Below are 26,928 nucleotides of genomic sequence, written 5' to 3'. Positions count from 1 at the left end.
ACTCTTAATTACTTGTACTTGGTCAGCTTAAAAAACTATATCGCTGCTACATCTCTTTGAATTGATTTTACAGAACCCGTTGTCGTCTCTGCGATTTCGTCAAATTCGTCTTTCGCTTTATTCTTCCAATTTCTTGCTCGGTTTTCAGCATCATCTACTAAACCTTTAGCTTGATTTTCGCCTTTTTTGATCAACGTAAGCAATTCATCCGCCCAAGTGTTGGCATTTTTCTTTACTTTTTTTCTCAAATCAGCACCTTTTTCTGGGGCAAACACTAATCCAATTGCTGCACCTACCGCTGCGGCGGCAGCAATTCCAATAATAATTTTTGCGTTGTTTGACATGATAAAAATTGTTTTAGCGTGAATCTTTAATACCTTAGCTGAATAGTTTATCAAATCTATTCAATTGCATCATTTCTTCTCTAAATCTCAAAATTTTCATACCTAAACCTTTTGCTTGATTTTTTGGATAGTTTTGAGGTACAGTATCCTCAAATTGTGGAATTTATCTTTTTAATTCTGCCTAATCAATTAATCTCTGGCACGATTTTTTAACAATGTCTATTCAAAAAGTGTAACTAAAAGAGTTCATCAGAAATCTTATGCTGTTCCCTATAACAATTTTGTTTAAAAGGCTGACAAGACGAAACGATTTGGACTGCCAAATGTCATGAAAAATGTAGCTTTAATTATCGATGACGAGAAAGACACCTGTCTTTTATTAAAACATTTTCTTAAAAGAAAAGGAATTTCTTCATACTACGCACTAACGCTTCAAGAAGGAATTGGAAAGGCTTTAGAAGTAAAACCAAATTGGTTATTTTTAGATAATAACTTGCCTGATGGTTTTGGAATTGACCGTGTAAAAGAAATTAAATCTCTTTCACCAAATTCTAAGATTATTATGATTAGTGCGATGGGGAATTTGTTTGAACTGGCATCAAGTGTTGGTGCTGATTCTTTTATTGAAAAACCTCTTGATTTTAACAAAATCGAAAAGTCAATGGCTTTATAAAATGGCATCGGAAACCGTCATCCATGCCATAAAAAGCTATCTATATCTATCAACTGCTTCTATTTCCACAAACCCAAAGGAAAAGTGATTCTGTTTTTTGCACTTACCAAAGTCACCGTTTGCGAAGTTAAATCACCAATCAACAATAAGTCATTCTCGTATTGATAATCATCTGAATTTGCCAATTGTGTCTGAATTTTTTCCATCAAAGCATAAGGCGTTTTACCTTGTATATTCAAACATTGGCAAGGCTGGTCTTGTTTGATTTTATTCAATTCCTGCAATAATTCTTTAGTATCTTCTGCTTTACTTTCTTTTCCTAAGCTTATCATTTTATTCATCCAAGCATTATACTGTGGTCTGAAAGGCTCAAATTCAAAGACTAATTCAGGGTGTTTTCTTAATAATTCTGCTCCATTTTTATACAATTGTAAATGTCCAGAATCAATAAAACCTACAAAATTCCCGCCCCAAGTCAATCCATAAGCTTCGGTTAAACTATCTAATGGACGATAAAGGCTAAGATTATTAGAAATTCTTTTACGACGAGTATAAATGGCGACATCAGCCGCCAAGCCAAAATTATGCATTGAAAGTGGTGTCGCTGTCCTTTTTTTTCCTAAATAATGTAATTGGCGACTTGTAGAACGTAAATCAGAAATTACTTTGATAGAACGATGCTTCTCTTTCATAATCGCCACGATAGAATCTCTTTTTTCCAGAAAAACCTTACGCTCATCAGCCAATAAATTTTCCCAACGATTATATAAATAATTGGGTTGTTTGACCAACGCCCAAAGGTAAGCTTGTTCTTGCCAAGAAGTATTTAAAGTAGGAAAAGCTGTTGTTTGAATCAATTGAGCAGCCTCCTCTCCGTCAGCTTGCAAAGCCATTGTTTGAATATTGCCTGTAGCATCTGCAAGAGCTACATAAATATTTCTGGGTTTCAAGGCTTGTTTCAGCAAAGTATCAGCTAAGTAATATGGCTGTGCTAAAGTATAAATCTTTAATTCACTAACGTACTGGGCAGTATCGCAAGTAAAATCTTTCCAAGAAGTATCTTCAAATAAATTTGATGTTTTGTCTATCAAATTACAGGCAAATAAAGAAACAGAAGTAAAGAATATTTTAAGGAAATTTCTAAAGACTAAGGCAGATAAAATCATAAAGTATGAAGGATTATAAATACCAAAATACAAAAAATAGCAGGGAATTCTAATGTATTTAGGAATTTAGTTTTTCTCGTTGTGCCAAATATAAACCCGCAATCACTAAAGATGTACCGATATAAGTGAAACTACTGATGGGTTCATTTAAAATAACAGCCGCATAAATAAACCCAAAAATGGGATTGAGGAAAAGCCAAAGTGAGGCTTTGACGGGGTCTATTTTGAGGAGATATAACCACAATTGTACCGCCCCAATAGATACTGGAATAGCCAACCAAAGTACAGACATGCTAAAATTAACATCATAAACATTCTGCGACCAATCAGTGAAGTAATAAGTAATGGGCAATAAGAAGATTCCACCTAACAATACTTGCCAAGCATTGATGGTAAACAAAGGTAAATGCCATTCTTGAGCTGAATAATAAACCGTTCCTATTGAATAGGCAATCATACTTGCAGAAAGAATAAGTAGCCCTTCAACATTTGCATAACTTTGTTGAAAAAGTGGGTATGTAGCAATTGCCACCCCAATAATTCCCAAAGCTAAACCAACTATCTCAGTACGTTTTACCGAACGACCTAACCAAAAAGCAGACAAAATACTGATGATTAATGGATTGGTCGCCACTGCCAAACTACCGATTCCAGCAGAAACGTATTTGAGTGCTACTACAAAACAACCTAAATAAACAGTAACATTCAAGAAACCATAAATAGCAATTTGTTTCCATTCTTTGGCTTTTGGTAATGGATTTTTCTTGACGAGATGACTGTAAATCATCATTAATATGCCCGCCAAGAAAAATCTACAAGTACCAATTACAAAGGGTTGAGCCGATAAAAGCCCTATTTTGGTGGCCGCCGAAGCGGAAGCCCAAAGCATCGCAAAGAATAATCCTGCTAAGAAATTTTTCATTTTAAACTATTCGCTTTTTCAATATTTTGGCAAAATTGATACTTTTAGTTTAAAACATTACCTTATCGATGCAAAAGGTCTATTTTTTCCCGACAATTATTTACTTCCTTCTATTACTTCTTTATAACTTACTAATTGAATTCCTTTTTTCAGAATTGCAGTTCTTACTTTTTCACTGGTAAAAATCGTCGTTACATCTTGGCGACCTTGGGCTACGTCTTCATAACCAATATGTGAAATTGCACGGAGTTCGTCATTATCCAAACCGGGATGTTCTACAAAAACATACGCTTTTCCGTCTTCTAGTTTATCCAACATTCCAATAAAACCTTCTATTCTTTGTTCCGTATTTTTATTATTGAAATCAAAACCCGTATAAGCTACTTTTATGTCTTTCATCGAATCTACGTCCACCATTGTCAGTTTGTATTCTTTGGCTACTCTTCTTGCCATATCTTTTACTTCTTGAGTAAAAGCGGTACTTCCCATGTGTCCAGAAACGTGACTTAATCTTGGAATGTACTTCAATGCCATTTCAATTTGAGCTCTCAGCTCTTTTTCAATGTCTTCAATTTTCCAATCATTGTCCAACACAGCTTGTTTTGGATAATTGTTGTTATGGAAAAGCATTGGATAGAAGTATCCATCGGCATTTCTTAAACTTTTGGCTTCGGTGAGTGGTCGCCATTTTACATTATCCCACTCGCTCGTAATGGCAAAATGCAAACCAACATCTACTCTTTTGTTTTCAGCTAATAATTTCACCGCTTCTGGAAACCATGGCGAAGCTACAATTACTTCTATTGAAGTTTCAATGCCTTCTTTATACGATTTTATCAAGGCTTCATTACCCGAATGTGCATAACCCATGTCATCACCTCTGACGATTAATTTCGGTGCATTGGCTTTTGGCGTAAATACAATGCCTTTTGAAATAGTTCTTTTGCGATTGATATTGAAAATACTTTGAAAATCTATCGAAACATTATCGCCATCAAAAGTACAAACGATTGTTTCTGTATGTGGACTTTCAATATAACGAAGCGTTAGTTCAAGCGTGTTTTCGTCTTTCCAAGTATAGCTTCCTGCTACTTTAAAAGCTGGAAGCCCTACCCTATTGGCTTTTGCCACTGCCACTAAATATGGACCAAACTTGGTAGTTTCAGACAAATCCCATTTACCTGCTCCAAACGGGATTTGGTGTGTAGTTGAATCTGTTTTAAAACTTACTTTACAAATACCATTACTAAAATCAAATTTTACATTTTCAAAACTTCTATCGCCCGTAACCATCCCAAAAGTTTTACCTGATACTTTTGTTTCGGTACTTGAACTAACATTTTTATTCGGAATCGCTAAAGCCAACGAAGCTGATTTTTCTTTCAATTTGGCAAGCATTGTTGGATTAGCAGGTAATTTTTTATCGCTCAAAGCAGGGAAAATATATTTCCAAAGTAAATTAAATTCACCTTGCATATCGGGTGCTTCGGCTGTTACAATCATTACTGCATCTTTTTCTGGCAATACAATGATAAATTGACCATTTGCTCCGTCGCCTCTGTAAGCATTATTTCTACTTCGCCACATCTGATAGCAATAACCTTGAAGCCAATCACTTGAGTCTTTTTTAGCTTGTGTAGCATTGGGGTCTTGCATGATTTTCATGGTACTTGCTTCTTCTACCCAAGCAGCAGGTAAAATTTGCTTGCCTTTCCACATTCCTTTTTGCAGAAATAATTGCCCAAATTTTGCCATATCTTCGGTTTTTAAACGGATTCCCCAACCACCAGTATTGATGCCTTTGGGGTCAACTTCCCAGTCAATTCCTGTAATTCCTAAAGGTTCAAATAATCTTGGTTGTAAATAATCAATTACTTTTTGTCCAGTTACTTTCTGAACAATCGCCGAAAGCATATAAGTAGCGGCTGAATTGTACAAGAATTTTGAACCCGGTTTATTCACAATCGGAGTACGCAAAAATGCCTTTATCCAATTTTCATTTTTCGCACCAATTTCACCAGTTGGGTCAGTTTGATGTCCCACACTCATCGTCAACAAATCTTTAATCTTCAATTCAGCCAAGAATGGACTTACTTGTGTGGGCAAATCGTCTGGAAAAAATGAAATCACTTTATCCTCCACCGTAATTTTCTTTTCCGAAACTGCAAAACCTATCGCCGTAGCCGTAAAGCTTTTACTGACCGAATACATGGTGTGCTTCAAATCGTTTCGATAAGGATTCCACCAAGATTCTGCCACCACTTTCCCGTGGCGAAGCAACATAAAACTATGAAACTCATGTTTACTTTTTGAAGCGGCTTCCAGAAAATTGATAATAGCTTCCGACGAAACGCCTTCTGCTTCTGGCGTACTTCTTGGAAGCGTAACAGGCTTTTGAGCCAACAACTGAATACTAACGAAGAGGAAAAGTAAGATTTTTCTCATTATCGAAGAAGATGATTAAAGATGAAATTTGATTGTTTTTAAACAAATTAAAGCTAATACTTATATCCGATAATCCTGTGCTGTAAGTTGGGTAAATGCAGTAAATATCCATAAACCTTAATAACAGAAGAATACTATTGGGGAGTATGACAAAATGCCTTATATTTAGAGAACTATTTAATTATTGCTGTCATATTCCAAACCGGTTGGATAGACGCAATAGGTAGTTATTTTTACAGAGCGTATGGCGGTTATATGCTCGTTGGCTGCAACTCTATATGGACATCTTCTCAATATTTAAAAGACGAAAAACAGAGACTTCTGAATTGACACCAGTTGCAATTCTTAGGTTGACACAAGAGTATGTGCCAGAGTTTTATAAAGAAAGTGAAAAATTTAAAGAAAGTAAAGATTTTTTGAAACATAACGAATGGGGACTTTCACTTGAAACCCTTATTGAAATGGCTGACGAAAGTGGACATTATTTTTCAGAAGACTTTTGGCTTGATTTGGCAACTTGTGCTGACAAAATGGAAATGATACAACAAGCCGAATTTTGCAGAAAACAAATAATAAAGAATGAAAAAGAAATTGGCAAGAAAACACCTAAGGGTTGGACAACTATAAAAATTGACGACACTCATTTTGAAAACCAAATAGCAGAAATAGTAAAAGATAATTGTACAACTGAACGACATCAAAAAGATAAGTTCAACGAACTTGTAAAAGACAACGGATTTCACATAAAATATCACGGAAGAGCTGGAATGATTTATTACATTGACAACGGAAAAGTTCTTGAAATTGATTTTGAAATGTCAGGAGTTAGAAAATATGACATCTTGCTATTTTTTGACACTTTAAGAAGTTGGACAATACCTAAGAATGAGCCTTTTGCCTTTGGACAACAATCGGAAATAAGAGACAAACTTCTTAAATGGTTGAAAAGTAAACGAATAAAATCAGACTTAGAATGAATACAAAAGAGCAGCAGCTAACAAGGGTTTGGCAAAATGGGGGCAGAAGTACTAAATTGAGCATTTGTACTTCTAATTTCCCACTTCGCCAAGCCCCAAACCGTTAGCTGTAACTCTATAACGACACAATTAAACTGAAAGGAAAATGAATTGTCTTTTTTGCAAACAAAACTCTGACAACTCTAAAAGCGTTGAACACATTATTCCTGAAAGTTTAGGAAACAAAGAACATATTTTGGACAAAGGATTTGTTTGTGATAAGTGTAATCAATATTTTGCTTTGAAAATAGAAAAGCCCTTACTTGAACAACCTTATTTTAGAAATGTAAGACACAGAGCTGGAATTGAAAGTAAAAAGGGGCGAATACCAATAGAAAATGCTATTTTTATTTCACCTGAACTTGCAAAAGCAGAAGTAATTATTGACAAAAGAGGAAGAGTTTCAATTGTTTTTAGTGAGCAAGATGAAAAAAATGCACACAAAATATTTTCCAAATCAAAAGGTTCGATGATAATTCCCGCATTTGACAAACCAGAACCAAATAATAAAATATTGTCAAGATTTCTTGCAAAGGTTGCAGTTGAAGCATTGCTTTATTATTTAATAAAAGAAGATGGTTGGATAGAAGAAGTAATGAATAAACCAGAACTTGATGAGATAAAAAATTATGCTCGAAATGGTGTTGGTATTGATTTTTGGAAATACAATCAAAGAAGAATTTACTCAGAAGAAACAAGATTTAATCATTCCAAAATATCAATTGAAAATTATGAAGTACTTCACGAGTTTAGAATATTAATTACAAAAGAAAACCATTACTATTTTGTAATTGCTATCATGGGAATTGAATATACAATAGGATATGGTGGTTCTGATTTGGGAAGTTTTTTAAATTGGTTGGAAGAAAATAATAATAATTCAATACTTGACGACATCCACGAACAAAAGAGCAGCAGCTAATAGCTAAGCATTCTGTCAGTCATGCCATGAGTGAAATTTATTGTTTAAAACCCTAGTTTGGTGTAGTGTTTTCACTACGTCGGAGTGTCAGGCGTTATTAGAACGCAACCGAGTCCGTTTTACACACTTCCCAATTTGGTCTTTGACCCTCCTGATGGGAATCCATTAACATTTTGTAAGCAATTGACCAACAGTTATTTATATCATTAAACCTTCGGGCAGATGAGTTTCAAATTTCTCACCTGCCACAAGCCATGTTCGTTGGTTACAATTTTACCAAGCCGACTGTAAACAAACAAATTGACAAAATCATCAGACAAAAATAAATGAATTGCAAAAACTGTAACACCGAAATAAATTCAAAATTTTGTCCTGACTGTGGACAACCGACAAGTCTAAAAAGAATTGACGGACATTACATAATTCATGAAATTGAACACGTATTGCATTTTGAACGTGGAATTTTATATACTGTAAGAGAACTTATCACAAAACCAGGACAGAATATACGAAAATATCTTTCGGAAAATAGAAGCCGACTAGTAAAACCTGTAATTTTTATTATTCTGACTTCTCTAATTTACACCTTGATAAGTCACTTTTTTCACATTGAAGAGGAAGTCATAAATTTTCAAGTAACAGAGAATTCGGCTATTGGAGCTATCTTAAAATGGATGCAAGCACATTACGGATATACAAGTATAGTAGCAGGAATATTTATCGCAATTTGGCTTAAAGTACTTTTCAAAAAATATGGATATAACTTTTTTGAATTGCTTATAATGTTGTGTTTTGTACAAGGTATTTCAATGTTAATTTTTGCAATATTCGCATTTGCACAAGGACTTTTACATTATAAATTATTAAATATTGCAGGAATTATTGGCGTAACTTATATAGTTTGGGCAATTGGAAATTTCTATGAAGCCAAGAAAATTGGAAATTATTTAAAAGCATTTGCTTCATTTTTTTTAGGTACAATAACTTTTTATATTGTCATTTTTGCCATTGGAATAACAATCGACGTCCTAACAAAACCCTAGTTTGGCGTAGTGTTTTCACTACGTCAGAGTGTCAGGCGTTCTTGGAACGCAACCCAGACCGTTGGCAGATATTTCAGAACGACACAATAATCACAACCTGACAATTAAATGATATTAAGAAAATGAAAGAAAAAGAACTTGTTGATTTAACAGACGAGGAATTGCAAAAAAAGTGGAAAAACATCAAATCCTCCCATCAGATTACTGTTGCGACAATGATTGTGGCAGTTCTATTTACAATTATTAGGGCTGTAGTTAACGGTTTGAGTTTCTCTTTACTTTATATGCCAGCTTTTATTGCACTTATCACAATCGTACTTTGGATAAATTATAAATCAGTACAAAAAGAAATGAAGGCAAGAAATTTAGGTGAGTGACCATATTTACCCTAGTTTGGCGTAGTGTTTTCACTACGTCAGAGTGTCAGGCGTTCTTGGAACGCAACCGAGTCCGTTTACACTCACACTCTTTGAAATTTAAAATACTCATGGCATGACTCATTGAGTTATATTGAGCATCAAAGTATTCTGTCAGTCATACCATGAGTGAAATTTGTTGTTTAAATCCCCTTCAATAATCCATCCATCAACACATCAATATCATTGCCATCATTATAAACATGTGGAGCTAGTCGGATGGCTTCTCCTCTGAACGAGACATGTACTTTTCGCTCTTGCAAAGCCTTTTGTATGGTTGAATAATCAGCTTTTGGCGGAATCCTGATACCTACCAAATGGTTACTTCTGTAGGGCTTTTCATCTACCCAATAGCCTTTTTCTTGTAAAAGTGTTAAAGGTTCTTTCAACAATTTATCACAATATTGATTAATTGAATCAACGCCCCAAGTATTAATTTGAGTGAGTGCAGCAGCTAACATTGGGTTCAAAATAAAATTACTTTTTTCGCCCATATTGTATCGGTCGGACATACTTCGATACTGAGTTTGGTAATTGATTAGGTTCTTAAAATCTTCTGAACCTACTCTATTAATCCAGTTGCGTTCCAAAGGCGTTCCTTCATCAAAAAAAGCACCAAAATATGCCACTCCAGCCGAATATGGTCCTAAAAGCCATTTGTATCCGGGATTAATAATGGCATCTGGCTGTACTTTTTGTACATCAAAAGGCATCGCTCCGATACTTTGCGTACCGTCTAAAACGAGTAATGCACCTACTGAACGACATTGCTTTCCGATAATTTCAGTATCAAACGAAGTACCATCTGCCCAATGCGTTGGCGACACAACCACCAAACAAGTATTAGTCGTAATGGCTTCTAGCAATCTTTCATTCCAAATTTTTCCACGATTTTCTAATCCTACTGGCGGAGGTACTACTTTCATGACCAAACCTTTCTCTGCACAAACTTCTTCCCAAGCATATACATCCGAAGGAAATTCTTCACTGACCATCACAATTTCTTGTCCCGATTGCAAATTAGGTTTTCGATAAAGATTTTTTGCCACAATCGCCATGCCGTAAGATGATGAGGGAAGAATAACGATGCGTTCGGGTTCGGAACAATTAATCAATTTTGCATAAGCTTCTTTTACGGGTTCTACCGTTTCAAAAAAACTTTGAGAAGTAATATATTGCGGTTGTGATTTGCGTAAAATTCCTTGAATACCAGCTTCTTCTACCGATTTCAAATTGGGTGCCATCGTGGCACAATTGATATAATGAATGCCTTCTTCGAGGCTAAAAAGATGTTTTTGACAGGATAAATTCATGTTGTTGATGTTGAATTGAAATTTTTCAAAAATACAGATTCTTTATGATTTTAACTCATAAATGATTTGTACAACACAAAAAGATGTAATTTTGAATTATGCGAATAGACGAAGCCACCATAGAACGAATCCGACAAAGTGCTGATATTGCCGATGTAATTGGCGATTATGTTTCTTTGAAGAAAAAAGGTGCAAACCTTTGGGCTTGCTGTCCTTTTCATGGCGAAAAGTCTCCTTCCTTTTCTGTTTCGCCAGCGAAAGGAATTTATAAATGTTTTGGTTGTGGAAAAGCAGGTGATTCAATCCGTTTTATTATGGATATTGAAGGTTTAGGTTATGGAGAAGCACTTCGACATTTAGCCAAAAAGTACGGCATCGAAATCCAAGAAACACAGCTTTCCGATGAACAACAATTAGCCCAAAACGAGCGTGAAAGCTTATTGATTGCTCTTAATTACGCTAAGAATTATTACCAAAATAACCTTTTTCAACACGAAGAAGGGCAGTCGATTGCTTATCCTTATTTTAAAGAAAGAGGTTTTTCAGATAAAACCATTCGTACTTTCGAATTGGGTTATAGCCTTGAAAACTGGGATGCTTTTACCAAAGAAGCCCTGAAAAATGGCTATAATTTAGATATTTTGGTGAAGGCTGGGCTGACGATTTTGAAGCAAAATGAGCAAGAAAATCCTCAGCAAAATCAAAAAACATTCGACCGTTTTAGAAATAGAGTAACATTTCCTATCCATAATGTTTCGGGAAAAGTAATTGCTTTTGGAGCAAGAATTCTGAAAAATGATAAATCTCAGGCAAAGTATTTGAACTCTCCTGAAACTGAAGTTTATCATAAATCGAATGTACTTTATGGCATTTTCCAAGCCAAAAATGCCATCAGAACCAAGGATGTCTGCTATTTGGTAGAAGGTTATACGGATGTTATTTCATTGCATCAGGCAGGAATTGAAAACGTGGTTGCTTCTTCGGGTACTTCTCTGACGATAGAACAAATTCGATTAATCGCTCGTTTCTCGCAAAACATCACCGTTTTGTACGATGGCGACCCTGCGGGAATCAAGGCATCTTTGCGAGGAATGGACATGATTTTGGAAGAAGGACTCAATGTAAAATTAGTCGTATTTCCAGAAGGCGAAGACCCAGATAGTTATGTTCAGAAAATCGGTTCAGAGGCTTTTGTAGAATATATTCACAAAAACGCCAGTGATTTTATTACTTTCAAAGCGGAATTATTCCTCAAAGAAGCTGGAAGCGACCCTTTCAAAAGAGCAGAGTTGATAAAAGACATGGTGGGGAGTATTTCTAAAATACCTGATACCATCACAAGGTCTGTTTTCTTTCAAAAAACAGCTAGTTTAATGCAAATTGACGAAGCAATTTTGATTACAGAAAGTAACAAAATTACCTTAGAAAGAAGCAAACAGCGAGAAAAAGACAATCAAAGAGATGCTAATCGTCAGCGATTGCAAAATGATTTACCTGCTGGTGTAACACTTAGCCAACCAACTTCGCAACCGAATGTAAATTTCGATGATTTACCAAGTTTTACGGAAGAGGATGAATTTTCTGGTTTTCCAACAGATTTTGTTCCAAGTACAAATACTTCAGTATCCAACACACCTGCCAATATTCCGCCAAACAATAAAGTAATCCCAACTGGAATTGCTTTGCAAGAAAGAGAATGTGTACGATTATTGGTAAGTCATGGCGTAAAAGAAGTAGATCCGGGTGTTGCTCCCGGTGTTACTTTGATGCAATATATTTTATCAGAAATTGATGGCATGAATTTTACAACGCCAATTTATGATACTATTTTACAAATGTGTCGTGAAAAATTCATTCAGGGAATTGTTTTAGATACCAAGTTTTTTATTGCCCATAGTAACCCGACTATTCAACAAGAAGCCATCAATTTAGTCACTGAACGATATGCTGCTTCTGAGGCTTGGTTGAAACACGAAATCATCGTTCCGACAGAAGACGATAAATTAGCGGATTTAGCTTTTCAGAATATTTTACGCTTAAAAAAAGCTTATAACGAACAGCAAATGAAGGATTTGATGCAAAAACTTGCCAAAACTTCAGATGCCAACGAACAAACACATCTGTTAGGCTTATTTATGGAAGCCAAGCAAATAGAAAAAGAAATTGCCAAAGAATTAGGAACGGTTGTAGGTAGATAGACATTAATTAATCAACATGACAAAGACATTATATTTGGTTCGCCATGCCAAAGCTTCAGATTCAGTAAGTCCCGATATTGTTCGTCCGCTTACCTCCAGTGGGATGATTGATACCGCCAGAATGGGCAGAAATTTATCTACCAAAATCAGCCAAATTGATTTAATCATTACTTCAAATGCCGAACGCACGCAAATGACAACAAAAGTACTTTGTGAACAATTGGGTATTCCAGAAGAGAAAGTTTATGTATTGAGTGATTTATACGAAAGCTCGCCAAAGCATTATTTAGATGCGGTGAATGCGATTCCTGCCAATCTGAATCATGTGATGATTGTGGGGCATAATCCAAGTATTAGTTATTTTGCAGAATACTTAACCCACGCAGATATTGGTGCAATGCCAACTTGTGCAGTGGTAGGCATGAAAATAGAAAATCAAGCTTGGGCAGAAGTAGGGAAGAAATCAGGAGATTTGATATTTTATGATTCTCCAGAAAGTATTTTGGGGTATAATAGTTGATTGAAAGCTCATAGGTTCGTAATCTATGAGCTTTTATTATTTTAGAGCAAGTACAAAAGTATCAAACTGGAAAATACAGCATTCCTCACAGCATAATCATAAATTCCGTATCTTAGAAAAGAATAAACATCGTATCGTTTTCGGTACTTACTAATTTAAATTATCAACATTCATCAAACATTCAAACCATGAAAAAACATTTATCAAGTTTCCTTACTTGCTGTTTATTAATCTTTTCCCTAAAATCCATCGCACAAATTGAAAAAGCACCTCCACGAGCAGAAGGCGAAGGACAATTCAACCGCATGATTATCAGAGGTGTAAATCTAGTCAACGGAACAGGCTCGCCGATGCAAGGACCTTGTGATATTGTCGTTGAAAAAAATAAAATTGTAGAAATAAAAGTTGTAGGCTACCCAGGCGTTCCGATTGACCCCAAAAGTCGCCCAAAATTGAATCCAGGCGATAAAGAATTAGACTGTACAGGCATGTATATGTTGCCAGGTTTTGTAGATATGCACGGACATATTGGTGGAAAATCGCAAGGAACACCCGCAGAATATGTGTATAAATTATGGCTTGGACATGGTATCACCACCATTCGTGACCCATCGGCAGGAAATGGTTTGGATTGGGTTTTAGAACAAAAAGCCAAATCATTAAAAAATGAAATTACTGCACCAAGAATTTTAGCTTATACTGCATTTGGAATGGGTTCAAAAGAAACTATTTCAACCGCAGAACAGGCAAAAACTTGGGTAGAAGAAAATGCCAAAAAAGGAGCTGATGGCATTAAATTTTTTGGAGCAAGACCAGAAGTAATCGAAACCGCCATCAAAAGAAATAAAGAATTAGGCTTACGTTCGGCATATCATCATGCACAAGTAGATGTGGCACGTTGGAATGTCTTGAATTCTGCCAGAGCAGGACTTACTTCGATGGAACATTGGTATGGTTTGCCAGAAGCACTTTTTGAAAGTCAAACAATTCAGGATTATCCAGCCGATTATAATTATAGCAACGAACAAAATCGATTTGAAGAAGCAGGGAAATTGTGGAAACAAGCTGCAAAACCCGGTTCAAAACGTTGGAATGAAGTAATGGATGAATTATTGAAATTGGATTTCACCATCGACCCAACTTTTAATATTTATGAAGCCAATCGTGAATTAATGTTAGCCCGTCGTGCTGAATGGCATGAAGAGTACACCATGCCACAATTATGGCGTTTTTATCAGCCTTCACGTATTTCACATGGTTCGTATTGGCAAGAATGGGGAACTGAGCAAGAAGTGCAGTGGAAAGAAAATTATAAACTTTGGATGGCATTTATCAATGAATATAAAAACCGAGGAGGCAGAGTAACTGCTGGTTCGGACTCAGGCTTTATTTTTCAGTTATACGGTTTTGCTTATATTCGTGAATTGGAATTATTGCGTGAAGCTGGTTTTCATCCTTTAGAAGTAATTCGTGCGGCAAGCTTAAAAGGAGCTGAGGCTTTGGGAATGGCTGATAAAATCGGAAGTATTGAAGTAGGGAAATTAGCAGACATGGTAATTTTAGAAGAAAATCCACTGAAAAATCTAAAAAATCTTTATGGAACTGGTGCAATCAGATTAACAGAAAATAATGAAGTTGTGCGAGTTGGCGGTGTGAAATACACGATTAAAGATGGTGTAATTTATGATGCAAAAAAATTATTAGAAGACGTTCGTAAAATTGTAGCTGAAGCTAAGAAAAAAGAAAACTTCGAGATTTTTCAACCGGGATTAGAGAAAAAATCAAGCTCAAAAATTCAAGGGAATAAGGAGTAAGAGATATTTTAATCAAGTTTCCTCAATTTGTTTTCCAATTAGCTGGCGAATTAATTCGCTAGCTAATTGGAAAATTACAAAAGCTTGAACAGTTTTATAACTATAAACAATTACTTCGGGAATTTCATTTTGTAATCTACTTTGATATTTCCTTTTGTAATATTCGCTAATTTATTTTTCAACATTCTCTTTTTCACAGGACTTAAATGGTCGGTGAAAAGAATTCCGTCGATATGGTCATATTCGTGTTGAATAATACGTGCTGCCAAGCCTTCGTATTCTTCGATGTGTTCGTTGAAATCAACATCTACATACTTAATTTTCACAAATTCAGGACGATAAACATCTTCACGGATATTCGGAATTGATAAACAGCCTTCTTCAAAAGCCCATTCGTCGCCGTCTTCTTCCAAAATTTCAGCATTGATAAATACTTTTTTGAAATCTACTAAAGAAGGGTCTTTGTCTCGTTCGTCCAAATCTTCACCTTCGTTGAAAGGGCGACCGTCCACCACAAACATTCTGATAGCCAAGCCAATTTGCGGAGCAGCCAAACCTACACCAGAAGCATTGTACATGGTTTCAAACATATCTTCTGATAATTTCTTAACATCAATTGAGCCTTTTTCTATATCAACGGCAACTTTTCTGAGAACGGAATCACCGTAGGCAACTATAGGATAAATCATTTTCTGTATTTTCTGAATTCGGCAAAACTCACCGATTGGTTATGTATGTGATTGGCTTTCGCAAATCTTTCCACAAAGTTACAGAAAAGGTTTATTTTTTCTTTCTTCGTTGTACGGCTTCCTTCTTCGGAATGGTATGTTTTTCTAAAATTTGCTTTTTTGAGGCTTTTACTTCATCAGTTTTGCGATGTCCCCATATTCGTTCTTTTGCAATTTTGGTGTTTTCTTCAAAATTGATAAGTGGCAAAGGATAATCCACATCGAGATGAAAACCGTAAAAATCTTGTTCCAAGGTCGTCATTTTCCAAGGTTCGTGAAGGTATGCCAAAGGACAATTCTTTAATCCAGGAAGCCATTGTTTGATAAAAATTCCTTCGGGGTCATGTTCTTGCGACTGCTTGATAGGATTGTACATCCTGACTGTATTAATCCCCGTAACACCCGCTTGCATCTGGATTTGTGGATAATGAATGCCCGGCTCGAAATCTAAAAACAATCTTGCCAAATGCAAAGCTCCTTCTTTCCAATGCTGAAAAAGTTGATGAGTAAGCACCGAAACCAACATAGCACGCATCCTAAAATTAAGGTAACCCGTTTCAATCAAACAACGCATACAAGCATCCACCAACGGAAAACCCGTTCTGCCTTCTGCCCAAGCTTTAAAGAAATCATCATTTTTCGCAATAAGTAGCGAATCATAGCCACGATTGAGATTTTCAAATTCCATTCGGTCTTCCATTTCAAACTTTTGGATAAAATGACAATGCCAACGCAATCTTGAACCAAAATTATCCAACTGCCACTTGAGCGTAGGATTTGCCTTTGAAGCCTTTATGTGAGCTTGGTAAATTTGCCGAATACTGATACAACCCCAAGCAATATAAGGCGAAAGCCGACTACAAGCTTTGCGAGAAGCCAAAGGTTTTGAGAGCGATTTTGCATAATTTTTTACTCTTTCGTTCAGAAAAGAATGAAGATAACGATGAGCAAAACTTTCTCCTCCGGGCTGTTGTGCTTTATTGAAAGTATAATCTTTGAAAAGTATTGCAGGATTGTTAATTACTTGAATAGGCAAATCTTCTGGTAATTTCAAATGCGATTCAATATTGCTGAAATCAGCTTCTGCCAATGGCTTACTCATATACTGATGCCACTCTTTTACCCAGTTTTCACGATTCCTTTTGCCTCTGGTGATACCATTACTTTGAAATTCTAACCAAGTAATGTTGTTGTTTTTACAGAAAGTATTAACAGATTTATCTCGGTCATACGTAATTTTAAGCCCCGTTTCTTGTTGTGAAAAGATTTTATAAATCGTTTCTTTTTCATGCAAAGTTTCCAAGCAAGAGATTACTTCTCCATGAATAATTTTAATAGAAAGTTGCGGATGAATACTTTGTAATTGTTGGTTCAAATCCTGTAAAGATTCCCAAACAAATTGCCAATGACGAGCAGAATAATGGGCATCTTGCATCAGCGAAGGTTCAAAGCAATAGAGCATCAAAAGCGGTTTTTTATCCGCCAATGCTGCTTTTAAGGCTTCGTTGTCTCTCAAACGAAGGTCACGTTTAAACCACAAGATATTAATCACTAATTTTGATAGGACATTTGAGTACTTTATAAATCTTGAAAGGAGTATATTTGTTTTGAGAATGAGATTAAATTTATAAAATCACTCATACTTATTTTAAACGTTAAGCTGACTTTTTAATGCCAATCTATCTAAACATTCACACACATCATCCTTCAACAGAAAAAGATACTTTGAGTATTAAGAATGCTCAAACTGTTTCAGGTTGGATGGATATGGCTGTGGGTAAATTTTCGGTTGGTTTGCATCCGTGGTATATCAAACCTGAAAGTATTGATGAGGATTTTGCACAATTAGAAAAATTGGCTCGTCAGCCAAACATTTTAGCCATTGGCGAATGTGGTTTGGATAGATTAATTAATTTGGAGATGAGTTTTCAAAAAGAAGTATTTATCAGACAAATTCATTTGGCGGAAAGTTTACAAAAACCTATAATCATACATTGTGTAAAAGCATATTCGGAATTAATTGCACTGAAAAAAAAGTTAAAACCACGTATTCCGATGATAGTGCATGGCTTTAATAACAATACTCAGATTTGTCAACAATTGATAAATCATCAGTTTTATATTTCATTGGGAAGTGCTTTATTGAATCCAGAATCCAATGCCAGTAAAAACATTTTAACTATTCCAATTAAGCAGTTATTTTTAGAAACAGACGACAAAAATTGCTTTATTTCGACTATATTTGCCCATGCTTCAACCTATTTAACAGAGCCTGTTGAAGTTTTACAAGAACAAATATTACAAAATTTCAAAAGAGTAGTAAGTGCCGATTCGAGCGTGGTATGAAAAAAACATCAAGAGTAAAAAAACCGGTTGAGAAAGTGATTAAAACAGGTATTCCTCACACACCACCATCCATCCACTACCAACCAATTAGTATGCAAAGAAACTTTTATAAAGCCCATCCGTGGCATGGTATCCAGATTGGAGACGGCATGCCGAAAGTAGTGACTGCTTTCATCGAGATTGTATCGACTGATACTGTAAAGTATGAAATCGACAAAGAGACTGGTTATTTGAAAATCGACCGTCCTCAAAAATTCTCTAACATCGTTCCTGCCCTTTACGGTTTCCTTCCTCAAACTTATTGTGGAGAAATCACAGCAGAATTTGCTCGTGAGAAATCAGGAAAAGAAATCGAAAAAGGTGATGGTGACCCATTAGATATTTTGGTTCTTTCTGAACGTACTATCACTCATGGTGATATTATTTGTCAGGCGATTCCAATCGGTGGAATTAGAATGATTGATAAAGGAGAAGCCGATGATAAAATCATCGCAGTATTGAAAGGCGATTCAATGTACGGTGGCTGGACAGATATTTCTCAATGTCCAAAACCAATTATCGACCGTTTGGTTCACTACTTCTTAACTTACAAGAATATTCCTGGAGAAGAAAAAGTAGCGGTTGATATTGATGAGGTTTACGGTGCAGAAGTAGCTCACCAAATCATTCTAAAATCAAGAGAAGACTACCGTAACTTGGTAGGATAATATAAATTGATTTGAAAATTTGAGGATTTGAAAATCAAATAAGGATTTGAAGATTTGGTAATTTGAAAATTTGAAAATGTTGTAAAGTATGAACTATGGTTTTTAAAATCCTTTCTCCCTTATAATCTTCAAATTTTCAAATTACCAAATTTTCAAATTATAAAACTACTTCCCCATACAAATCAAACTCCTCTGCACGATTTACTTTTACATTGGCAAAATCGCCCAAACGCACGTATTGCGTAGCAGGAACTAATACTTCATTATCCACTTCTGGCGAGTCGAATTGTGTTCTTCCGATAAAATATCCACCTTCTTTTCTGTCGAATAATACTTTATAAGTATTCCCGATTCTGTTCTGGTTCAATTCCATCGAAATATCTTGTTGCAGAGCCATAATTTCGTCGGCACGTTCTTGTTTTACTTCCGCAGGCACGTCGTCTTCAAAAGTATGCGAATGCGTATCGTCTTCATGTGAATAAGTGAAAACACCCAGACGGTCGAAACGCATTTTTTCAACAAACTGATAAGTTTCTTCAAAATCTGCTTCGGTTTCTCCTGGGTGACCAGAAATCAACGTTGTTCTCAAGGCAATTTCTGGTACTTTATCACGAATCGCATTGATTAAATCTTCGGTTTTCTCACGAGTAATTCCACGACGCATTCTTTTCAATACTTCCGTAGAACCACTTTGTAAAGGCATATCCAAGTACTTACAAATGTTCGGATGTTTTGCCATTGTGTCTAAAACATCCATCGGGAAACCTGCTGGATAAGCGTATTGCAAACGAATCCAATCAAGTCCTTCAATGTCGGCAAATTGCTCTAACAATTCAGAAAGATTACGCTTTTTATAAATATCTAATCCGTAATAAGTTAAATCTTGGGCAATCAATATCAATTCCTTTGTACCACGTTTTACTAATGATTTTGCTTCAACGACCAAATCTTCGATAGAACGAGAAACGTGTCCGCCACGCATCAAAGGAATAGCACAAAAAGAACAAGGACGGTCGCAACCTTCTGCAATTTTCAAATACGCATAATGCGTTGGCGTAGTGAGTAAACGCTCGCCGATGAGTTCGTGTTTATAGTCTGCTTTTAGCGTTTTTAGCAAACGAGGCAATTCGTTTGTGCCAAAAAAAGCATCAACTGCTGGAATTTCAGTCTCTAATTCATCTTTATAGCGATGCGACAAACAGCCCGTAACGTACAATTTATCAATAATACCAGATTCTTTGGCATCCACGTATCTCAAAATTGTATCAATAGATTCTTGTTTGGCATTATCAATAAATCCACAAGTATTTACAATCACAACGTTGGCATCGTCCTTTTTAGATTCATGCGTAACATTCATGCCATTGCCTTTCAATTGCGTGTAAATTACTTCTGAATCCACCAAGTTTTTACTACAACCCAGCGTTACGATATTTACTTTATTCTTACGTAATGTTTTAGTTTTCATTTCAAGAAGCCCAAACTTTGATGGGAAATTTTTAATTAGCCTGCAATTTACAACAAAATTTTTCAGCATTCAGCGTTGAAGAGAACGCTTCGCTCTTTTCTTTTGAAGAAGTATTAATTAGAAGAGTATTTTTGCAATTTCAACAATTACTAAAGAAATGAAAATGCCTTGTTTCATTTTTAATAGTAAATTTGTCAATCCAAGAAATAAAAGGGGTTTTGATTGACATAATCAATCCGAAATCCAACATCCCAATTCACAAGTCAAAATCATGGATTTCAATTTTAAACAATATCATGTACGTTCAATCAACGCTGCTTCAGCCGAAGAACGTGCAGCTATCAATCAAGAATTAAAAGATTTTTATGCTTCTTTGAACGAAGAAGATAAAAAAACTTTCAACTCCCAATTACAGACCTTTATTGCTAGAGAAATGGGACGGCTAAAAACGGATTATGAAGCGATTAAACAGGGAACGCAGAATTAATTATAATCTATCAGCCGTCAGCTTTGAGCTTTCGGCTTTGAAGATATTTTTAGTTAAAATCTTGTGGACTTCTCCACATTTGATAAAAAGCTTTAAAAATCATAGCTAACTGATACTCCTGATACATTGGCTCTTGAAGATGGTGTTGCAAAACCTCTTAAAGAATCTGAAGAACCAAAATTGATTCTTTCGTAACGGAGCTTGATGGTTAGCTTTTTGATTTTTGCACCAATTTCAACGGATGGAGATAACTGTCGTTTTAAGTCTAATTCAGCATTAGGTAAATTAAGATTCTTTTCGTCCAATTTCAATTTAGAAACAATCGGATAACTTCCAGAGATTCTTAAAGTAAGTTTCACTTTAGACTTCGTTGAATAATTCAATTTTGCACCAAAAGAAGGTGAAAGGAATTTATACTTTTCTTCTACCAATAAAGGCCCGCCTTCTGTTCCATAATCGGTAGTACGTTGCCAAATTTTTCCTTCCAAACCCAAAAACGGTTCAATACTAATGTTTGAACTATCTTTTAATTTGAATGGAATTCCCACATCTGCATTGATAAAACCTCCACTGTATGTAGTTTTGGGCGTTGCAGTTACAAAACCTTGATTAGTACCAAATTTATCGTAACTAGCATAAAAAGCCGCTGGATTTGAAGGAGTTAAAACACTTGCTCCGATTGTTCTGAAGAGTGCTGAGCCAAGTGTAATATTAACTTTTTTATTGGGTTGAATTTTGAAGTCGATGCCAAATTGACCAACAGTATTTTTCTCTAACCAGTCAATATTTTTGATTGAACCTGTTGGAGAAATCGTAATAAATTTGAGACTATCAGATTGAGCCCTTACACCCAAAGATGTAGCGCATAAGATTATGGTTAAATGTATAAATCGTTTCATAGGACAAGGGCAAAAATGAAATCTCATTTTCATCAATTATATTCAAACGCAAAATTAATTTTTAAATTGTCAAAATCACGACAATTTAAAATAGTTTTCCCCTGAAAAATTCTTAAAAAAACTTAAATTAAGTTGTTAAATAGCGATGAGCTTTGCGTGCAAAGCAACAGGTTTTGACAATTGATTTCAAAAATAAAGATAAGGTAAATCATCAGGTATAATTACTCCTTATCAACAACATTCTCAATTACCTGTTGAATATTTGTAGGAACGTTTGATAGAAAATCATAACCCGTCAAGCGTTCTAATTCATCTACAGATATTCTATATTTTTTCCAATCTTCCGCTCCAACCGAATTCTGATTGGGCATATTTACCGCAATTACTCTTGTTGTGGTGTTGATTCTCACAACATCTTTGTCGCCAACTGGCAATACTACAATTACTTTCCAAATAGTGGCTGGCACTACAACATTGTTATTTTTGCCAATTGTTTTTGTTGTGCCATTTGTTCCTGTTCCACCTTGTCCGAGCGTTCCTGCTAAAATGTATAATTCATTTCCTTGGTCGAGTAATGTTCTTGTATATTCTTCTAAATGTTTCCAAATCCCTCTGTTGTTTTCAGGAGCTTGTGGCACCATGTTGGTCATAAAAAAAGTCTCTTGGTTTTCTTCGGGATTGCCATCTCTATCATCTGAAGGACATAAATGACCTCTATCAAAGCCTGTATCTGAATAATCTCTCGGATTTACTTGATACCATCCTTCTGGTAATGTATTATCAGCACGAAAATTATTCTGACGAGCCGCATCACCTTTCCAAGCCTTACTTAAATGCCAAGAAACCCAATTCGCAATGTTTTTACTTTTATTATAAGAAAGCGAATAGGATGTTTTTGTCATCAAAAAATTATTCGGTGAAGAAGTACTAGAAACAGCTTTTGACGGATTTCCTAAAGCTAAATTATTATCACGTGTAGGTTTTGAAATAAGTAATATTGGCTCTTGAACAGTAGTAGAAATATTCGGCGATTTAACAGTGCTTGAATAAGTAACAACACTAATATCATCAATATTTAGGCGGTTTTCTGTATCGTCGGTTTTTCTGATTTCTATTCTACTTGGCTTTTTGGTAAGTACTTCAAAGGTTACTATTTTTAGTTTTTTATTCGTTGCTTTTATGGCTTTTCCCATTTTCATCCAAGCCTTGCCAGCGTTGGTTGAAACCCATAGTTCAAAGCTAGCTTCTTCATCTGTTTGATAAACACCGTACTTTAGCTTTACTTGCTGAATACCCGTCGGAATATCAAAATTCATTGTCAGTTTAGCCTTTTCCTTCATTCTGACGGACTTTTCTCCATTTTTAGCGTCGTTATCAGAACCTCCAATCATCGCATTGTCAAATGTCCATTCTCCCGAAGCAGTACTTACAACATCAATTGCGTAGCTGTTTTTTGAAGCCGTTTCAAACTTTTCAGGAAAGTTTTGTGCCACTTTTGTAACAGGTTCTTGAAAAGATTTTTCAACAGCATACGATGCAGGAACAGACATCGAAAACAAAGACATCATTACGCCAAGAAAAGTTGGAATGAAAATTTTTCTGAACATTGTTTTTGGAAAAAGATTTTATGTAAACAAACTTTGAGGAATTGTTTTCAATTGTGAGTGAGTGAAAACAATCACTAATTCATAACTCACTCAATCACTAAATTATATCACCGCTTGGCGTACTCTTACCAGTTTTTCTAATAATTCTTCCAATTTATCTAAAGGCAACATATTTGCTCCGTCAGATTTTGCGATGGCAGGATTTGGATGCGTTTCGATAAAAATACCATCCGCTCCTACTGCAATTGCTGCTTTAGCAATGGTTTCAATCATTTTTGGTTGTCCACCAGTTACGCCAGTTGTTTGGTTTGGTCTTTGTAAAGAGTGTGTACAATCCATCACCACAGGAACACCATGTGCTTGCATTTCAGGAATGTTACGATAGTCAACCACTAAATCACCGTAACCAAAAGAGTTTCCTCTGTCTGTTAAAAATACTTGTGCTGAAGGGTTTTCATGCAAGATTTTTTCAACGGCAAATTTCATAGAAACACCTGCCATGAATTGCCCTTTTTTGATATTTACCGCTTTTCCAGTACGAGCAGCAGCAGCCAATAAATCTGTTTGACGACACAAAAAAGCTGGAATTTGCAATACATCCACATACTTGGCTGCCATTTCTGCTTCTTGCGATTCGTGAATATCGGTTACGGTTGGCAAATCGTAATGATTGCCAATTTCTTGTAAAATTTCTAAAGCAGTAATGTCTCCAATCCCTGTAAAAGAATCTAATTTAGTACGATTTGCCTTGCGATACGAACCTTTGAAGATATAAGGAATGCCAAATTGGTCGGTGATACCTTTGATTTTTTCAGCAATTTCAAAAGCCAAATCACGGCTTTCAATGGCACAACTTCCTGCCATCAAGAAGAAATTATTCGTGTCGGTATGTTTTAATTTTGGGATGTTCATTCTTGAGATGTTTTATATATAATTTACTTCTGGACTTAATTTGATGCCAAATTTATCCAACACTGATTCCTGTACTTTTTCTGCTAATTTCTTGATTTCGTTGCCATTGCCACCGCCATAATTTACCAAAACCAAAGCCTGACGAGCATGAACGCCAATTTGTCCATCTCTAAAACCTTTCCAACCTGCTTGTTCTATCAACCAACCCGCTGGCACTTTTACAGTACTTTCATTGATTGGGTAACTTGGTAAGGTTGGATATTCTATCAAAATTTGTTTGTATTGTTCAATCGGAATTTCTGGATTTTTGAAAAAACTTCCAGAATTACCAATTTCGGCTGGGTCTGGTAATTTACTTTTACGAATTGAAATGACGGCATCGCTTACGGCTTTGATTGAAAGTGCCGTGACATTCATTTCTGCCAACGTTTTTTGAATGTCGCCATAAGCAGTCTTGAAAGTAGGCACTTTATTCAAATGAAAAGTGACGGAAGTAATCACATATTTTCCTTTCAAAGAATGTTTAAAAACACTTTCACGATAACCAAACTGACAATCGGTTAAACTAAAGGTTTCAATTTCAAGCGTTTCCAGATTAAGGGCTTCTAATTCCTGAAAAACATCTTTGATTTCTACGCCATAAGCACCAATATTTTGCATGGGTGCAGCACCAACTGTACCCGGAATGAGGGAAAGATTTTCGATACCCGCATAATGATGCTCTACACAAAACATTACAAATTGATGCCAAACTTCACCTGCACCCGCTTTGATATGAACAGATTTTTCGTCTTCAAAAACCTTTTCAATTCCTTTTAAGGCAATTTTTATCACCAATCCTTCGTAATTCTTGGTAAGTAGCAAATTACTTCCGCCTCCTAAAAACAATTTATCAAGGTTCTTGAAATTAGGATTTTGGAGAATATCTTTCAGTTCTTCAACAGTATTTACTTCAACAAAATATTGTGCAGAAGCTTCCAGACCAAAAGTATTGAAGGGTTTTAAAGAAATATTTTGTTGAATATTCATGGGTTTTTTAGAAATCAAAAAATCAGAATTAAGGATGCTCAATAGCGGAAACAAAGTTACAATGAAAAAGGATATTTCAAGTTTTTGTCAAAAATTGTATCTTTGATGAATACTTCTTTTCAAGCCACCAAAAGTCTATCTGAAAAACTCAATATTATATGCAACGCTTTCTTTTTATTTGTCTATCCATATTTTTAGTAATTCTAAGTGCTTGTTCCTCCAAGGTTGTTTCTAGCAAAGGTGGCTCTACTTCTGCCAGCACAAAATCATCCCATAAAAAAATAGATAAAATTTACGAAGAAGATTTATCGCAATATTTGCCTAAATACAAACAACTAAACGAGGCAAATGATACGCTAAATTATCCGAAAAAGAATACAAAAAAGGCTTATTTAACCGAAGAGCCTATGCACATCAATAAAAAACTGGATGCTATCTTAGATACTATTTCGCTTAAAAATAAAAGTATTCGCTACGCAAATGGTTTCAGAATCCAGATTTATGTAGGAAATGACAGAAAAGCCGCTGATGATGCCAAGATTTATACTTACCAAACTTATCCAGAAATATACCCTTATATTAGCTATCAACAACCGATTTACAAAGTAAAAATTGGTGATTTTCTAAACAGAATGGATGCCGAAAGATACTTTGTGACGATTAAAGAAAATTTTCCTTCGGCAATGATATTGCCCGACAGAGTAGAAATAAAAAGAGGAATCCTAGTTAAATAAGGTAAGAACTTGGGTTTTAGCTTTTTGGTTTAGTATTTTTGTATTGAATAAAATCACATTTAATTTTTAATTGCCCCCAAAATTAAAATCCCTCTTGGGCAGGGGTTGGACTACATGAAAAAAGCTCTTATTACAGGTATCACCGGTCAAGACGGTGCATATTTAGCAGAATTACTCCTCTCTAAAGGCTATGAAGTACATGGTATCAAGCGAAGAAGTTCATTAATTAATACACAAAGGATTGATCATCTTTATGAAGATTTACATGAAGATGGAGTAAAATTTATACTTCATTATGGTGATTTGAGTGATTCAACTAATATTATCAGAATTATTCAAGAAGTTCAACCAGATGAGATTTATAATCTTGGGGCGATGTCGCACGTAAAGGTTTCTTTTGATGAACCCGAATATACGGCTCAAGTTGATGGTATTGGTACTTTAAGAGTTCTTGAGGCTGTTCGATTATTGGGTTTGAATAAAAAAACTAAAATATATCAAGCTTCTACTTCTGAACTATACGGTTTGGTTCAAGAAGTTCCACAATCTGAAACTACTCCATTTTATCCACGCTCACCTTACGCTGTTGCTAAATTATATGCTTACTGGATTACAGTAAACTATCGTGAAGCTTATGGAATGTTTGCCGTAAATGGTATTTTATTTAACCATGAATCGCCTTTGCGTGGAGAAACTTTTGTAACCCGTAAAATTACTCGTGCTGTTTCGCAAATTGCTCTGGGACAACAAGAACAATTATACTTAGGAAATTTGGATGCTCAACGTGACTGGGGACATGCCAAAGACTATGTAGAAGCCATGTGGTTAATTTTACAACAAGAGGTACCTGAAGATTTTGTCATAGCTACTGGAGTAACCACTCGTGTGCGTGAATTTGTAAGAATGGCATTTGCTTATTTAGGTATTGAAATTGGATTTGAAGGAGATGGAGTCAATGAAATTGGGAAAGTAGTAGCTTGTCACAATCCTGAATACCAAGTAGAAATTGGGAAAGTAGTAGTTTCTGTAGATGAAAGATATTTCCGTCCAACTGAGGTAGAATTACTCATTGGAGATCCTGCAAAATGTCAATCAAAATTAGGTTGGACTCCTAAATACGATTTAAAAGGATTAGTTGACGATATGATGCAGGCAGATGTGGCATTGTTTAAAAAATAAGCAATAAAACTAAATCCAATCTAAACAGTACAAAACCTCA

Annotated in this window: 25 protein-coding genes; 13 read left to right on the top strand and 12 right to left on the bottom strand. The window is 35.5% G+C overall.

Annotated elements, in window-relative coordinates:
* Nucleotides 1-35: 35 nt before the first annotated feature.
* Nucleotides 36-344 carry a YtxH domain-containing protein gene (locus VB776_RS02565; protein ID WP_323325722.1) on the bottom strand — a complete coding sequence of 103 codons (309 nt, stop codon included), beginning with the start codon at nt 342-344 and terminating at the stop codon, nt 36-38.
* A gap of 328 nt (nt 345-672) precedes the next feature.
* Here VB776_RS02565 and VB776_RS02560 point away from each other — a divergent pair, with 328 nt between their 5' ends.
* Nucleotides 673-1,017 (top strand): response regulator, encoded by a 345-nt coding sequence (locus VB776_RS02560; protein ID WP_323325720.1) that lies wholly within the window; start codon nt 673-675, stop codon nt 1,015-1,017.
* A 59-nt stretch (nt 1,018-1,076) separates the two neighbouring features.
* Here the strand turns inward: VB776_RS02560 and VB776_RS02555 are convergent, their stop codons facing one another.
* From VB776_RS02555 to VB776_RS02545, 3 genes are all read right to left on the bottom strand, one after another.
* A complete protein-coding gene (locus VB776_RS02555; RefSeq protein ID WP_323325718.1) occupies nt 1,077-2,183 on the bottom strand; it encodes a M15 family metallopeptidase in 1,107 nt (368 codons plus the stop codon).
* Between the two features lie 58 nt (nt 2,184-2,241).
* Nucleotides 2,242-3,105: a DMT family transporter gene (locus VB776_RS02550; RefSeq protein WP_323325716.1), complete on the bottom strand. Its 864-nt coding sequence runs from the start codon at nt 3,103-3,105 to the stop codon at nt 2,242-2,244.
* Between the two features lie 96 nt (nt 3,106-3,201).
* Nucleotides 3,202-5,550, bottom strand: a complete 2,349-nt coding sequence (locus tag VB776_RS02545) for a ChbG/HpnK family deacetylase (protein WP_323325714.1) — start codon at nt 5,548-5,550, stop codon at nt 3,202-3,204.
* Between the two features lie 278 nt (nt 5,551-5,828).
* Here VB776_RS02545 and VB776_RS02540 point away from each other — a divergent pair, with 278 nt between their 5' ends.
* The 4 genes from VB776_RS02540 to VB776_RS02525 all read left to right on the top strand — a co-directional run bounded on the left by VB776_RS02540 (nt 5,829) and on the right by VB776_RS02525 (nt 8,908).
* Nucleotides 5,829-6,527, top strand: a complete 699-nt coding sequence (locus VB776_RS02540) for a hypothetical protein (protein ID WP_323325712.1) — start codon at nt 5,829-5,831, stop codon at nt 6,525-6,527.
* A gap of 145 nt (nt 6,528-6,672) precedes the next feature.
* Nucleotides 6,673-7,488, top strand: coding sequence for an HNH endonuclease (locus VB776_RS02535; protein WP_323325710.1), 816 nt, complete (start codon nt 6,673-6,675; stop codon nt 7,486-7,488).
* Nucleotides 7,489-7,814: 326 nt separating this feature from the next.
* On the top strand, nt 7,815-8,531 hold the full coding sequence (locus tag VB776_RS02530) for a DUF3667 domain-containing protein (RefSeq protein WP_323325708.1): 717 nt from the start codon (nt 7,815-7,817) through the stop codon (nt 8,529-8,531).
* Nucleotides 8,532-8,653: 122 nt separating this feature from the next.
* Nucleotides 8,654-8,908 (top strand): hypothetical protein, encoded by a 255-nt coding sequence (locus VB776_RS02525; RefSeq protein ID WP_323325706.1) that lies wholly within the window; start codon nt 8,654-8,656, stop codon nt 8,906-8,908.
* 182 nt (nt 8,909-9,090) lie between these two features.
* On the opposite strand, the gene VB776_RS02520 is transcribed toward VB776_RS02525, so the two are convergent.
* Entirely contained in the window at nt 9,091-10,260 is a 1,170-nt protein-coding gene (locus VB776_RS02520) for an aminotransferase class V-fold PLP-dependent enzyme (RefSeq protein ID WP_323325704.1), read from the bottom strand.
* 98 nt (nt 10,261-10,358) lie between these two features.
* Between VB776_RS02520 and dnaG the strand changes: the two genes are divergently transcribed.
* The 3 genes from dnaG (at nt 10,359) to VB776_RS02505 (ending at nt 14,792) form a co-directional block, all read left to right on the top strand.
* Entirely contained in the window at nt 10,359-12,458 is a 2,100-nt protein-coding gene (gene dnaG / locus VB776_RS02515) for a DNA primase (protein WP_323325702.1), read from the top strand.
* A 16-nt stretch (nt 12,459-12,474) separates the two neighbouring features.
* The gene (locus VB776_RS02510; protein WP_323325700.1) at nt 12,475-12,978 is read left to right on the top strand and encodes a SixA phosphatase family protein; all 504 of its coding nucleotides are present in this window, start codon (nt 12,475-12,477) and stop codon (nt 12,976-12,978) included.
* A gap of 188 nt (nt 12,979-13,166) precedes the next feature.
* Nucleotides 13,167-14,792 (top strand): amidohydrolase family protein, encoded by a 1,626-nt coding sequence (locus VB776_RS02505; RefSeq protein ID WP_323325698.1) that lies wholly within the window; start codon nt 13,167-13,169, stop codon nt 14,790-14,792.
* A gap of 110 nt (nt 14,793-14,902) precedes the next feature.
* Here VB776_RS02505 and def read toward each other — a convergent pair whose 3' ends face one another.
* Nucleotides 14,903-15,481 (bottom strand): peptide deformylase, encoded by a 579-nt coding sequence (gene def / locus VB776_RS02500; RefSeq protein WP_323325696.1) that lies wholly within the window; start codon nt 15,479-15,481, stop codon nt 14,903-14,905.
* Between the two features lie 91 nt (nt 15,482-15,572).
* On the bottom strand, nt 15,573-17,072 hold the full coding sequence (locus VB776_RS02495) for a cryptochrome/deoxyribodipyrimidine photo-lyase family protein (protein ID WP_323325694.1): 1,500 nt from the start codon (nt 17,070-17,072) through the stop codon (nt 15,573-15,575).
* A 119-nt stretch (nt 17,073-17,191) separates the two neighbouring features.
* Here VB776_RS02495 and VB776_RS02490 point away from each other — a divergent pair, with 119 nt between their 5' ends.
* The gene (locus VB776_RS02490; protein ID WP_323325692.1) at nt 17,192-17,866 is read left to right on the top strand and encodes a TatD family hydrolase; all 675 of its coding nucleotides are present in this window, start codon (nt 17,192-17,194) and stop codon (nt 17,864-17,866) included.
* A gap of 92 nt (nt 17,867-17,958) precedes the next feature.
* Nucleotides 17,959-18,573, top strand: coding sequence for an inorganic pyrophosphatase (locus tag VB776_RS02485; protein ID WP_323326109.1), 615 nt, complete (start codon nt 17,959-17,961; stop codon nt 18,571-18,573).
* Between the two features lie 157 nt (nt 18,574-18,730).
* Here VB776_RS02485 and rimO read toward each other — a convergent pair whose 3' ends face one another.
* Complete coding sequence (rimO, locus tag VB776_RS02480; RefSeq protein ID WP_323325690.1) at nt 18,731-20,041, bottom strand: 30S ribosomal protein S12 methylthiotransferase RimO; 1,311 nt, start codon at nt 20,039-20,041, stop codon at nt 18,731-18,733.
* 271 nt (nt 20,042-20,312) lie between these two features.
* Between rimO and VB776_RS02475 the strand changes: the two genes are divergently transcribed.
* A complete protein-coding gene (locus VB776_RS02475) occupies nt 20,313-20,528 on the top strand; it encodes a hypothetical protein (protein WP_407653777.1) in 216 nt (71 codons plus the stop codon).
* 92 nt (nt 20,529-20,620) lie between these two features.
* Here VB776_RS02475 and VB776_RS02470 read toward each other — a convergent pair whose 3' ends face one another.
* The 4 genes from VB776_RS02470 to murB all read right to left on the bottom strand — a co-directional run bounded on the left by VB776_RS02470 (nt 20,621) and on the right by murB (nt 24,975).
* The gene (locus tag VB776_RS02470; protein WP_323325688.1) at nt 20,621-21,427 is read right to left on the bottom strand and encodes a hypothetical protein; all 807 of its coding nucleotides are present in this window, start codon (nt 21,425-21,427) and stop codon (nt 20,621-20,623) included.
* A gap of 221 nt (nt 21,428-21,648) precedes the next feature.
* Complete coding sequence (locus VB776_RS02465) at nt 21,649-23,034, bottom strand: DNA/RNA non-specific endonuclease (protein ID WP_323325686.1); 1,386 nt, start codon at nt 23,032-23,034, stop codon at nt 21,649-21,651.
* Nucleotides 23,035-23,136: 102 nt separating this feature from the next.
* The gene (gene kdsA, locus VB776_RS02460; protein ID WP_323325684.1) at nt 23,137-23,946 is read right to left on the bottom strand and encodes a 3-deoxy-8-phosphooctulonate synthase; all 810 of its coding nucleotides are present in this window, start codon (nt 23,944-23,946) and stop codon (nt 23,137-23,139) included.
* Between the two features lie 12 nt (nt 23,947-23,958).
* Nucleotides 23,959-24,975 (bottom strand): UDP-N-acetylmuramate dehydrogenase, encoded by a 1,017-nt coding sequence (gene murB / locus VB776_RS02455; RefSeq protein ID WP_323325682.1) that lies wholly within the window; start codon nt 24,973-24,975, stop codon nt 23,959-23,961.
* Between the two features lie 158 nt (nt 24,976-25,133).
* On the opposite strand from murB, the gene VB776_RS02450 reads away from it, so the two are divergent.
* Nucleotides 25,134-25,709 (top strand): SPOR domain-containing protein, encoded by a 576-nt coding sequence (locus tag VB776_RS02450; RefSeq protein ID WP_323325680.1) that lies wholly within the window; start codon nt 25,134-25,136, stop codon nt 25,707-25,709.
* Between the two features lie 114 nt (nt 25,710-25,823).
* Nucleotides 25,824-26,888, top strand: coding sequence for a GDP-mannose 4,6-dehydratase (gene gmd / locus VB776_RS02445; protein ID WP_323325678.1), 1,065 nt, complete (start codon nt 25,824-25,826; stop codon nt 26,886-26,888).
* The last annotated feature ends 40 nt before the right edge of the window (nt 26,889-26,928 follow it).

The sequence above is a fragment of the Arcicella gelida genome, assembly GCF_034931025.1.
In the GTDB taxonomy this organism is placed as follows: Bacteria; Bacteroidota; Bacteroidia; order Cytophagales; family Spirosomataceae; genus Arcicella; species Arcicella gelida.
The sequence above is the reverse complement of the archived record's forward strand: the minus strand, read 5'-3'. Positions and strand labels throughout refer to the sequence as shown.